Source organism: Streptomyces griseorubiginosus, from assembly GCF_017614965.1.
Lineage (GTDB): Bacteria > Actinomycetota > Actinomycetes > Streptomycetales > Streptomycetaceae > Streptomyces > Streptomyces griseorubiginosus_B.
This window is the reverse complement of the sequence record NZ_WVUG01000066.1, coordinates 21,674-33,268: the sequence shown is the minus strand read 5'-3', so window position 1 is coordinate 33,268 and position 11,595 is coordinate 21,674. Positions and strand designations below refer to the sequence as shown.

The 11,595-nt window shown below is 72.6% G+C and carries 10 protein-coding genes and 1 pseudogene; 6 read left to right on the top strand and 5 right to left on the bottom strand.

Annotation, left to right across the window (positions count from 1 at the left end; translation table 11 throughout):
* Positions 1-127: 127 nt before the first annotated feature.
* Positions 128-217 (top strand): annotated as a pseudogene (locus tag GRC12_RS15485) (alpha/beta hydrolase); the annotation flags it as partial.
* Here the strand turns inward: GRC12_RS15485 and GRC12_RS15480 are convergent.
* The gene (locus GRC12_RS15480) at positions 205-1,311 is read right to left on the bottom strand and encodes an abortive phage infection protein (protein WP_208779828.1); all 1,107 of its coding nucleotides are present in this window, start codon (positions 1,309-1,311) and stop codon (positions 205-207) included. The pseudogene GRC12_RS15485 and the gene GRC12_RS15480 overlap by 13 nt on opposite strands.
* Before the next feature lie 120 nt (positions 1,312-1,431).
* Positions 1,432-1,866, bottom strand: a complete 435-nt coding sequence (locus GRC12_RS15475; protein WP_208779827.1) for a phosphatase domain-containing protein — start codon at positions 1,864-1,866, stop codon at positions 1,432-1,434.
* 175 nt (positions 1,867-2,041) lie between these two features.
* On the opposite strand from GRC12_RS15475, the gene GRC12_RS15470 reads away from it, so the two are divergent.
* Genes GRC12_RS15470 through GRC12_RS15450 form a run of 5 tightly spaced genes read left to right on the top strand, consistent with a single transcriptional unit; the run spans position 2,042 to position 8,528 of the window.
* Positions 2,042-3,637 carry an ABC transporter substrate-binding protein gene (locus GRC12_RS15470; protein WP_208779826.1) on the top strand — a complete coding sequence of 532 codons (1,596 nt, stop codon included), beginning with the start codon at positions 2,042-2,044 and terminating at the stop codon, positions 3,635-3,637.
* Positions 3,638-3,647: 10 nt separating this feature from the next.
* A complete protein-coding gene (locus GRC12_RS15465; RefSeq protein ID WP_208779825.1) occupies positions 3,648-4,607 on the top strand; it encodes an ABC transporter permease in 960 nt (319 codons plus the stop codon).
* On the top strand, positions 4,604-6,589 hold the full coding sequence (locus tag GRC12_RS15460) for a dipeptide/oligopeptide/nickel ABC transporter permease/ATP-binding protein (protein ID WP_208779824.1): 1,986 nt from the start codon (positions 4,604-4,606) through the stop codon (positions 6,587-6,589). The genes GRC12_RS15465 and GRC12_RS15460 overlap by 4 nt, the downstream gene beginning before the upstream one ends.
* Positions 6,586-7,605 carry an oligopeptide/dipeptide ABC transporter ATP-binding protein gene (locus GRC12_RS15455; protein WP_208779823.1) on the top strand — a complete coding sequence of 340 codons (1,020 nt, stop codon included), beginning with the start codon at positions 6,586-6,588 and terminating at the stop codon, positions 7,603-7,605. The genes GRC12_RS15460 and GRC12_RS15455 overlap by 4 nt, the downstream gene beginning before the upstream one ends.
* Positions 7,602-8,528 carry a dihydrodipicolinate synthase family protein gene (locus tag GRC12_RS15450; RefSeq protein WP_208779822.1) on the top strand — a complete coding sequence of 309 codons (927 nt, stop codon included), beginning with the start codon at positions 7,602-7,604 and terminating at the stop codon, positions 8,526-8,528. Before GRC12_RS15455 ends, GRC12_RS15450 begins: the two co-directional genes overlap by 4 nt.
* 27 nt (positions 8,529-8,555) lie before the next feature.
* On the opposite strand, the gene GRC12_RS15445 is transcribed toward GRC12_RS15450, so the two are convergent.
* The 3 genes from GRC12_RS15445 to GRC12_RS15435 are packed head-to-tail and all read right to left on the bottom strand — an operon-like array spanning position 8,556 to position 11,580.
* Entirely contained in the window at positions 8,556-9,740 is a 1,185-nt protein-coding gene (locus tag GRC12_RS15445) for a sialidase family protein (protein ID WP_208779821.1), read from the bottom strand.
* Positions 9,737-10,405, bottom strand: coding sequence for a response regulator transcription factor (locus GRC12_RS15440; protein ID WP_208779820.1), 669 nt, complete (start codon positions 10,403-10,405; stop codon positions 9,737-9,739). The genes GRC12_RS15445 and GRC12_RS15440 overlap by 4 nt, the downstream gene beginning before the upstream one ends.
* Positions 10,402-11,580 (bottom strand): sensor histidine kinase, encoded by a 1,179-nt coding sequence (locus GRC12_RS15435; RefSeq protein ID WP_208779830.1) that lies wholly within the window; start codon positions 11,578-11,580, stop codon positions 10,402-10,404. Before GRC12_RS15435 ends, GRC12_RS15440 begins: the two co-directional genes overlap by 4 nt.
* Positions 11,581-11,595 lie beyond the last annotated feature (15 nt).

Genomic DNA, 11,595 nt, shown 5'->3' with positions numbered 1-11,595 from the left:
GTCGTGTTCGGGGTGTGGGCGGCGGTGAGCGCGGTGGTCGCGGTGGTGGCCGTCGACCGGCGCGACGTCTGAGAAACCCGCGGCCGGCGATGGGATAAACCCCCTTCGCCGCAAGGCAGTCGGCTGTCTCGTCAACGGCAACGTGTGTGGCGACGAGACGGTGTCGCGGTTCCTGGCGACGGGCGAGCGGCCCCGGCGGGACGTCTACTGCGGGTGAGCGCACCGGCTGTAGCGACGGGCGAGGGCGTGGAAGGCCTCCTTCGGCTCCCAGTGCCAGCCCGAACGCGGGTCGTCCGGGCGGTCCTTGATGACCTTGGTGATGCTGTAACTCGCCATGTCGAGGTCCTTGCGCGGGTCGTCCGCGCGGTGCGGGGCGTCGGGGGTGACGAACTCGAAGGCCATCGCCGCGTACAGCCCCATCGCCTCGAACACCGACAGCACGTCGACGAGGTAGGCGGCCTGGGTGTGCTCGCTGCGGACCAGGTGTCCCTTGATCTCGCCCTTGTCGTAGTCGACGACGTCCCAGCCCATGCCGCCCGCCTCGGGGGCGCCGACGTAGGTGCAGGTGCCGAACTCGGTGATGGCGAGGGGCTTGCCCCAGCGCTGGTAGCGCCTCAACTCCCGTATGTAGTCGGAATGGTGGTGGAAGTACGAGTAGTAGTCGATGCCGACGATGTCGAACAGCCGCCAGTCGACCTTGTCGTCCTGGGCGGCGGCATAGCTCAGGTCGCCGTGGAAGACGGACCGCCCGAGCGCCGCCGCCTTCGCGGTGAAGCGGTCGAGGCGGCGCTGCATCGCCACGGGGTCGACCTTCCCGTCCAGCAGGTTCCGGACCCGCTCCAGGACCGTCTCCCCCGGCACGATCCCGGGCACGAACAGCCAGAACTCGCAGCCCACGCTGAAGTCGACGCTCGCCCCCTGCCGCCGCAGCCGCTCAGCGAACCGCCCGCACTCGGCCATGTGCTCCAGGATGTCCCGCTCCGGGGCGTCCGCGAGGGTGGGTTGCAGCCATACGTGCAGTCCCCGCTCGGCGGCCTCGGCGGCGGTGGCGGTGAGCCGTTCGACACCGTCGCCGGTCACGTCGACGGTGTCCGCGTGCAGGCGGTCGCGGATGGCCCGGATGTCGCGCCGCATCCGGGCGGCGCTCCACGCGGTCCCCGGTGTCTCCCCCTCCCCGACGGTGTAGACGACTCCCCGGTGCCGGAGGCCGTGCCGTCCGGCGGCGGCCGCCGGCCGGGTCGCCGCCGCGACCGACACGGCCGCGGCCCCCGCCAGGAACCGCGCCCGGCTGATCCCCTTCGTCTCATCCATGACCCCAGCGTGGCCCGCGCGTTCCCGCCCCGCCGTCCGCCGATGGTCTACGGTCCGGCAACCAAGGAATGACGTCCTGGCGGTCCTGACGACCAAGCCGGACCCTGGTGGCCGACGCGCTCAGCCGGCGAATGTCCGTACGTAGCGCTTCTGCCAGGGCGTCTCCACGGCCCGCCGGTCGTAGTGCCGGCGTATGAAGTCCACCGCCTCCTCCGCCGGCACCCCGTCCAGCACCGCCAGACACGCCAGCGCGGTCCCGGTGCGTCCCCGGCCGCCACCGCAAGCGACCTCCACCCGTTCACACACGGCCCGCTCCCAGGCCGCGGTGAGGGCGACGCGGGCCGCCGGGCGGTCGGCGGGCAGCCGGAAGTCGGGCCAGCGGATCCAGGTGGACTCCCAGGGAACGGGCGGGGGTTGGCCGCCGAGGAGGTAGAGGGCGTACGAGGGTTCGGGCGCCCCGGGCGGGAGGGGGCGGCGCAGTCCCCGGCCCCGGATCAGCCGGCCGGAGGGCAGGCGCAGCACCCCGGGGTCCGCGGGGTTCCACGTCTCCGTCATCCGGCCAGCGTACGACCGACGGGGCGTCAACTCGGCCATAACAGCACGTCATTGGTCCGACCTCTGACGGCTACGCCATTCGTGTGCGTTCCCTTGACCGCCCTCTGGGCCCCTCCTAGGGTCGCGGCTGACGCCAGGACGTAGGACGTCGTATCTCCTCACCGCTGGAGGAACCGTGCACCGCCGGACCTTCCTGAAGCACACCGGCGCGCTGGGCGCGGCCTCCGCCTTCTCAGCGTCCCTGTCCGCCTGCTCGTGGGGGCCGCCGTCGACGATCGACACCGGGCGCGGCGGCAAGGACCGCACGCTCACCGCCGTCATCGGCTATGGGAACGACGGCAGCTGGGACCCGACGCAGACCGCGTCGGCGTTCTGCATGGCCGCCAACAACCACGTCTACGAGGGGCTGCTGGACACCGACCCGATCTCCCGTGAGCCGTACGCGGCGCTCGCGACCGAGGTGCCCACGGACCTCCGCGCGACGACCTGGCGTTTCACGCTCCGGGAGGGCGCGACCTTCCACGACGGCGAGCCCGTGACCGCCGACGACGTGGTCTTCGTCTTCGACCGCATCCTCGACCCGAGGACCCAGACCCTCGCCAAGGGCTTCTTCGCGAGCTGGCTGAAGGAAGTCCGGAAGGTCGACGCGCGCACGGTCGAGCTGGTGCTCGCGTTCCCCTTCCCGGAGGGGGCCGCACGGCTCACCATCGCCAAGATCATGCCGAAGCACGTCTTCTCCCGGCCGGGCGCCTGGGACGAGGCGATCAGGGGACTGGCGGTCGGCTCGGGGCCGTACCGGCAGACCGCGCACCATCCGAAGTCCAACACGACCTTCGCGGCCTTCGAGCAGTACAACGGCCCCCGCCCGCCGGCCTTCCGGCGGATGAACTGGCTGACGATCGTGGACGCGGCCCCGCGCGTGGCCCGGGTCTCCGGGGCGAGCGCGGGCGCGCAGATCGCCGACAACATCCCGTACGCCGACATCGAGCAGCTCAGGAGCGGCGGGCTGGCGGTCGCGGGCGGGGCGGGCATGAACAACCTGTTCCTGATGTTCAACACCCGGCACAAGCCCTTCGACGACGTACGGGTGCGGCAGGCGCTGCACTACGCCATCGACACCGAGAAGATGGTGCGGGTAGCGCTCAAGGGGCACGGGAAGCCGTCGTCCTCCTTCCTGAACGAGGGCAACCCGGCCTACCGGCGGGCGAGGACCGTCTACGGCCACGACCCCGAGAAGGCGAGGGCGCTGCTGAAGGCGGCCGGGGTGAGCGGGCTGAGGGTCGACGTCCTCGCGGTGAACGTGAGTTGGATCGTCGACTGTCTGCCGACCATCAAGGCCTCCTGGGACGCGATCGGTGTGCGGACCACCCTCTCACCGCAGGAGACGACCGCCGTCTTCACCAAGATGGACCAGAAGCGGGACTACCAGGTCGTGGCCGCCGCCTCGAACCCCAACCAGTTCGGCCTCGACGCCGACCTGATCATGCACTACAACTACGGACCCGCCAACCTCTGGATGGGCTACACCCGTTGGGCCGACGACCCGGTGGCCAAGCGGCTCTTCGCGGACATGGACCGGGCGACCCGGGAGCCCGACCCGGAGAGGAAGAGGGCGATGATCCAGGACTACATCGACATCGTCGCCGAGCAGGCCGTGCTCTACCCGGTCGTCCACAACGAGCTGATGACGGCGTGGGATCCGCGGAGGCTGAGGGGGATCAGGGCGCAGCCGTATCCCGGCATCAACCTGCTCCGGGCGACCTGGGTCTAGGGGCACCGTCGTGATCGCCGTCCTGCGCATCCTCGTCCGCCGTGTCGCCCTGCTCGTGCCGCTGATGCTCGGCGTGGTGCTGTTCGTGTTCCTGGTGATGCGCTTCTCCGACGTCGACCCGGCGTCCGCCTTCTTCCAGGGCTCCAACCCGACCGCGCGACAGCTGCACGACTTCCGTGAGCGCAACGGCCTGCTCGACCCGCTGCCCGTGCGCTACGTCCACTTCGTCGGCGGCCTGCTCCACGGCGACCTCGGCACCAGTGCCCTGACCCGCGCCCCGGTCCGCGACCAGGTCGCCACCGCGCTGCCGCTCACCCTTCAGCTCACCTTCCTGGGCCTCGCGATCGCCGTGGTGCTGTCCCTGCTCGGCGGGGTCACGGCGGCCGTCCACCGCGACCGCCTCCCCGACCAGATCATCCGGGTCGTCTCCCTCATCGGCGTCGCGGCCCCCGCCTACTGGCTGGCGCTGCTGATGATCCAGTACCTGGCGGTCGACCGGGGCTGGTTCCCGACCGGGGGCTACATCAACCCTGCCGACTCCCTCACCGGCTGGCTGCGGACCATGACCCTGCCCGCCCTGGCCCTGTCGCTGCCGGTCGCGGCCCAACTCACCCGGATCGTGAGGACGTCGGTGGTGGAGGAGCTGGACAAGGACTACGTCCGTACGGCGATCGGCAGCGGACTGCCGCCGCGTGTCGTCGTGGGCCGCAACGTCCTGCGCAACGCGCTCGTCAACCCGCTGACCGTGCTCGGGCTGCGCGTCGGCTATCTGCTCGGCGGCGCTGTCGTCATCGAGACGATCTTCGCGCTGCCCGGCATGGGCAAGCTGATGATCGACGCCGTGCAGAACGGCGACCCGGCGGTCGTGCAGGGCGTCGTCCTGACGACCGCGACCGGGTTCGTCGTGGTCAACCTCGTCATCGACGTCCTGTACCTGCTGCTCAACCCGCGCCTCAGGGAGGCGTCATGACCTTCCCCACCCGCAAGGACCTCGCCGGGATCCTGTCCCGGCCGGGGCTGCGCCCGCGCGGCTGGCGGCGGCTGCCACCGCTGTCGAAGGCCGCCGTCTGCTTCCTGGCCGTCGTCGTCCTGGTCGCCCTGCTGGCCCCACTGATCGCGCCGGACGACCCGCTCGACCAGCAGCCGCTCGTCGACGACACCGGGCATCCGTCCGCCGAGCACTGGATGGGCCAGGACAGCCTGGGCCGGGACATCCTCAGCCGGCTGATGTACGGCGCCCGCTGGTCGCTGGCCATCGGACTCGGCGCGACCGCGCTGGCGCTGGTCGTGGGAGCGCTGATCGGGGCGGTCGCCGCGACCTCGCGCAAGGGGGTCGACGAGACGCTGATGCGCTGCCTGGACGTGGTGATGGCGTTCCCCGGCATCGCGCTGGCCGCCGTGCTGGTGGCCGTCTTCGGGGGCGGGATCACGGTGTTGATCTGCGCGATCGCGTTCCTGTTCACCCCGCCGGTGGCACGGGTCGTACGCGCCAACGTCCTCGACCAGTACGGCGAGGACTACGTGACGGCGGAACGGGTGATCGGCGCCCGGACCCCGCACATCGTGCTGCGCCATGTGGCCGTCAACTGCGCCGCACCGGTGCTGGTGTTCTGCACCGTGCAGGTCGCCGAGGCGGTCGTCTTCGAGGCCTCGCTGTCGTTCATCGGGGCGGGGGTGCGGCCGCCGGACCCGTCCTGGGGCAGTGTCATCGCGGACGGCAAGAACATGGTGCTGACCGGGGGATGGTGGGCGACCGTCTTCCCCGGGCTGCTGATGCTGGTGACCGTGCTGTCGTTGAACGTCCTGGCCGAGGGCGTGTCGGACGCGTGGGCCGTCCCGGCGGGGCGTGCGGTGGAGGTGCGGGGCGAGGACGACCCGGTGGAGGCTCCGGAGCCGGGGAGCGGGGAGGTGCTGCGGCTGCCCGGGCTGGCGGCGGCAGCGGCGCGACTGCGCAGCAGGGCCCGTCCCCTCCCCCAGGGGCGGCAGCCCGTGCTCGCGGTGGAGGACCTCACCATCGGGTTCGACTCACGGCACGGCGGCGTCGACATCGTGGACGGCATCAGCTTCGAGGTGCGGCCCGGTGAGGTGCTGGGGCTTGTGGGTGAGTCGGGATGCGGCAAGTCGCTGACCGCCCTGACCGTCATGGGACTCCAGCCGAAGGGCGCCCGGGTGGGTGGCCAAGTCCGCTTCCAACAACGGGAGTTGCTCGCCGAACCGCTGCGGGAACGGCGTCGGCTGCTCGGCCACGAGATGGCGATGGTCTACCAGGACGCGCTGTCCTCCCTGAACCCGGCGATGACCGTCCGCGCCCAGCTCAAGCAGGTCCTGCGGCGCGGCGGCCACCGCACTCCCGCCGAACTGCTCGCCCTGGTCGGACTCGACGCCGACCGCACCCTGCGCAGCTACCCGCACGAACTCTCCGGCGGCCAGCGGCAGCGCGTCCTGATCGCCATGGCCCTCTCCCGCGAGCCGAGGCTGATCATCGCCGACGAGCCCACGACCGCGCTGGACGTGACGGTCCAGGCGCAGGTCATGGAGCTGCTGCTGCGGCTGCGCGAGGAGCTGGGCTTCGCGCTGATCCTCGTCTCGCACGACCTGGCGCTGGTCGCGGACGTCACCGACCGGGTGGTGGTGATGTACGGCGGGCAGATCGTGGAGACGGGCGTCACCGCCGACCTGGTCGAGGAGCCGGCCCACCACTACACGCGCGGACTGCTGGGCAGCGTGCTGTCCCTGGAGTCGGCCGAGGAGCGCATGACCCAGATCAGGGGCGTCGTCCCGTCCCCCGCCGACTTCCCGGCCGGCTGCCGCTTCGCCACCCGCTGCCCGCTCGCCACCGGCGTCTGCCGCACCACCCCGCCCGATCTGCTCGGCACGCCCGCGCACACGGCGGCCTGTCACCACCCCGCGGTCGATCTCGTGACGTCGTCGGAGTCGGAGGCGGTGCAGTGAACGCGATCGTCGAGCTGTCCGGCGCCCATGTCGTCCACCGGGCCCGCGGCGGCGGCCTGTTCACCCGCGACCGGGTCCACGCCCTCACCGGTGCCGACCTCTCCGTCGCGCCCGGCGAGACGGTCGGCGTCGTCGGCGAGTCCGGCTGCGGCAAGTCGACACTGGCGAAGGTGCTGGTCGGCATCCAGCGGCCGACCGGGGGCACGGTGTCCTTCCGGGGCCGCGACCTGTGGTCGATGCCGTCCGCCGAACGCCGGACCACCGTCGGCGCCGGCACCGGAATGGTCTTCCAGGACCCCTCGACCGCCCTGAACCGCCGGCTGCCGGTACGGCGGATCCTGCGCGACCCGCTGGACGTGCACCGGCACGGCACGACCGCCGAACGTGAGGACCGGGTACGGGAGTTGATGGGCCTCGTCGGTCTGCCCCGCGCCCTCGCCGACGCCCTGCCCGGCCAGTTGTCCGGCGGTCAGCGCCAACGGGTGGCGATCGCACGGGCGTTGGCCCTGGAGCCCGAGCTGGTCGTGGCGGACGAACCGACGAGCGCCCTCGACGTCTCCGTCCGCGCCCAGATCCTCAACCTCCTCCTCGACCTGAAGGAGCGCCTGGGCCTCGCCCTGGTCTTCGTCTCGCACGACATCCAGACGGTACGGCGGATGAGCGACCGCGTGATCACCATGTACCTCGGCAGGATCGTGGAGGAGTCCCCGGCCACGGAGGTCACGGACCGGGCCCGCCACCCCTATACCCGGGCCCTGTTCTCGGCGGTCCCCGGACTGCTGCGTCCCGTCGAGCCGATCCCCCTCACCGGCCCGGTGCCGTCCGCGACCCGGCCGCCCTCCGGCTGTCCCTTCCGCACCCGCTGCTGGAAGGCGGACGGCCGATGCGCGTCCGAGATGCCGGAATTCTCGGCCGCGTCGGCGCCCGGTCACCGGTTCCGCTGCCACCATCCTGTTCAGGAGGCCGAATCGACGCGCGACCTCGTACGGCAGAACCACCCCAGGGAGCCCTCATGACCCTTCCCACCCCGCTGACCGGTGTCGTCCCGCCCGTCTGCACGCCCCTGACACCGGACCGCGAGGTGGACGTCCCCTCGCTGCTCAGACTGGTCGACCATCTGGTGGACGCAGGGGTCGACGCGCTGTTCGTGCTGGGCTCCTCGTCGGAGGCGGCGTATCTGACCGACGGGCAGCGGCGGCTGGTCGTGGAGTCGGTGGCCGCCCATGTGGCCGGCCGGCTCCCGGTCCTGGCCGGGGCGATCGACATGACGACCCCCCGGGTCCTGGACCATGTGCGGGCCGTGACCTCGGCGGGCGCGGACGCGGTGGTGGTGACGGCCCCCTTCTACACCCGCACCCACCCCGCCGAGATCGCCCGCCACTTCCGCCTGGTCGCGCAGGATTCCCCGGTCCCGGTGATCGCCTACGACATCCCGACGGCCGTCCACACGAAGCTCCCCGCCGAGCTGGTCCTCACCCTCGCCGCCGACGGCATCCTCGCCGGGCTGAAGGACTCCAGCGGCGACCTGGCCGCCTTCCGCGAGGTCGTCACGGGCGCCCGTGCGCTGCCCGGCTTCAGCGTCCTGACCGGCTCGGAACTGATCGTCGACGCCGCCCTCGCGCTCGGCGCCGACGGAGCCGTCCCGGGCCTCGCCAACGTCGACCCCCATGGCTACGTCCGTCTCGTCCGCCTGTGCCGGGACGGTGACCGGGAGCGGGCGCGGGCCGAACAGGAGCGGCTGTGCGCCCTGTTCCGGCTGGTGGGCGTCGGCGACCCGGCCCGTATGGGCGGCAGCTCGTCGGCGCTGGGCGCCTTCAAGGCGGCGCTGCACCTTCGGGGTGTCATCGACTGCCCGGCGACGGCGGAACCCCAGGTGCCGCTGTCGCCGGAGGAGGTGGAGCGGATCGCCAAGTACCTCGCCGCCGCCGGACTGCACTGAGGGCTCCGCCGGAAGTGCGCGCGCGGCTCAGAGCCCGTCGACCGGCAGTCTGCGGAACTCGATCGTGTCGTACGGGCCGCTCGTCCCCGTCTCGTACAGGAGGCCGGCCGTCCGGGCGTCCACCTGGGTCAGGTCGGAGTAGGCGGCCGGCTGGTCGGCGAGGGTCAGGGACCTCGTGAAGGTCGCTCCGGCGTCCGCGCTGCTCCAGACGGCCATCGAGCGGCGGGCGGTCGGGACGGAAGGGGCCGAGAAGATCAACGGGGCTTGCGGACCGGCGAGTTGGAGGACGCTGCCCTCGACGACCGGGGCGTCGTCGAGGGTGGGCTGCCCGGCGTAGGGGTGGTCGACGCTCTCGCCGCCGTCCCCGGAGTAGGTGTCCACCCGGTTGCCGGGGCTCGTGCCGTTCTGGTCGCGGGAGTTGAAGTACAGCCGTCCGTCGGGGAGCTGGGCGGCGGTGGACTCGTTGGCGTTGACCACGCCGTCGTAGGTGTCGTCCGTGAACCCGATGTGCCAGCTCTCGCCGCCGTCGTCGCTGTAGATGTCGTGCGCGCCGTAGTACCTGGCCTCCGCGCCGGTGTCGGGGGAACCGGCGGGCGGCGGGCCGGAGTGGTTGGCGGCGACCACCAGGCGTCCGGCGTGCGGGCCGCTGGTGAGGGCGACCGCGTGGCCCGGCCCCGTCGCGTACCACCGCCAGTCCGGCCGCTTCACCTGGGCCGTGATCTCGCGGGGCGCGGAGAAGGTCAGCCCGTCGTCCCGGCTGCGCTGCACGAACACCCGCCGTCCCCGCTCGGGGGTCACCTCCCCGCGCATGATCTGCGCCTCCGTCACGGCTCCGCTGTTGTAGGAGGTGACCAGCACGATCGCCCCGGTGCGCGGATCGACGACCGGCGCCGGATTGCCCCGCGTGTCCCCGTCCCCGGGTGCCACCACCCGCAACGGCCCCCAGGTGCAGCCGCCGTCGTCCGACCGGCGCAGGACGACGTCGATGTGTCCGGTGTCGGAGGGGCTGTCGTGCCGTCCCTCGGCGAAGGCGAGCACGGTGCCCCGCCGGGTCGTGACGGTGGCCGGGATGCGGTAGGTGTCGTAGCCGCCCTCGCCGGAGACGTAGGGGACGGAGGACGTGCAGCCGTGGGCGGTGGAGGCGTGCGCCGTCGCCGTGGTGGGGGCGAGGACCGCGAGAGTGACGAGGAGGGTGCGGCTCAGGAGGGTCACGGGTCGATGGTTCCCGGAGTCACCAGTCCCGACTCGTAGGCCACCATCACCAGCTGCGCCCGGTCCCGCGCCCCGAGCCTGCCCATGATCCGGCTGACGTGGGTCTTGGCGGTGAGCGGGCTCAGCCCCAACGCCCCGGCGATCTCCGCGTTGTTGAGGCCCCGCGCCACCAGCGCCAGCACCTCCCGCTCCCGGTCCGACAGACACTCCGGGCCGCCCGTCGGCGGCGTCGACGGGCTGCGCAGGAACCGCTCGATCAGCCGTGCCGTGGGCCCCGGCGAGAGCAGTGACTCGCCCGCGGCCACGGTCCGGACGGCGTCGAGGAGTTCGGCCGGACGGGTGTCCTTGACCAGGAACCCGGAGGCTCCGGCGCGCAGCGCCTCGACGATGTTCTCGTCCGTGTCGTAGGTGGTGAGGACGAGGACCCGGACGTCCCTCAGCTCCGCGTCCGCGGCGATGAGCCGGGTCGCCTCGATGCCGTCCAGGTCCGGCATCCGGATGTCCATCACCACCAGGTCGGGCCGCTCGGCGCGGGTCAGCTCCACCGCCTCCCGGCCGGTGCCCGCCTGTCCGACGACGTCCATGTCCCGCGCCGACTCCACCAGCATCGCGAACGCGGCCCGTACCAGCGTCTGGTCGTCGGCGAGCAGTACGCGGATGGTCATCCTGTCCCTTCCCCCGTGGTCGTCAGCGGCAGCACGGCGGTGACCGCGAAGCCGCCCTCCCGGCGTGGCCCGGCGTCGAGTGTGCCACCCACGCTGCGGGCCCGCTCCCGCATGCCGGCCACCCCGAATCCGGGCGCGGTGCCGGGGTCGGGGCAGGCGCCGTCGTCGGTGACGGACAGGCGCAGGGCCCCGTCCGTCTCGTACACCTCGACCCGTACGGCGGCTTCGGGCCCGGCGTGCCGTACGGCGTTGGTCAGCGCCTCCTGGACGATCCGGTAGGCGGCCGCGCCCACGGCCGGGGGTGCCTGCCGCGCCCGGAGCGACGGCTCGACGCGCGCGCCCGCGAGCCGTGCCGTGCGAACGAGGTCGGGCAGTCCGTCGAGGCCGGGCAGCGGGCCGCGCCCGTCGCCGTTCTCACAGGCCCGCAGCACCTCCAGGGTGGTGCGCAGTTCACCGCGTGCCGTCCGGCAGGTCTCCGCGATGTCGTCCAGCGCCTTCGCGACGGTCTCCCGGTCCAGGCGCTCGGGGTCGGCGCCGAGGACGTGCGCGGCCACCGAGGTCTGCACGCCGATCAGGGTGATGCTGTGGGCGAGCAGGTCGTGCAGATCGCGGGCGATCCGCAGGCGTTCCTCGGCGACCCGGCGGCGGGCCTCCTCCTCGCGGGTGCGTTCGGCGCGCTCGGCCCGCTCGACGATCGCGGCGACGTAGTGCCGGTAGTAGCGGACGTCGACCCCGCAGAACAGGGTGGCGATCACCCAGCCGGAGATCCGCAGCAGTTCGACCGCCATGTGGGTGCTGACGGTGAGCATGGCGCCGGTGGAGACGCCGAGGACGACGGCGCCCGCCAGGATGGTGCGCAGCGGGCGGCCGGTGACGGCGACCGTGTAGAGCGCGACGATCGTGGCCGGGGTCGCCGCGAAGTGGTTGTTCTGCAGGGCGTGGTACGGCACGAGCAGCACGAGCCCGGTGACCAGGACGAGCAAAGGCCGGCGCCGCCGCCACACCAGCGGCACGTGCGCGGCAAGCAGCAGCGTCCAGCCGAGCGCGTCCGGCCGGCGGCTCTGGTCGGTGAACAGCGCGAGGCACACGGCCGCCGCACAGAGCACGGCGGCGAGGATCGCGTCGTTGCGGGTGCCGTGCGGGGCGGTGCGCGGGTCGCGGTTGACCACCGCCATGATCCGGTCGGCCCG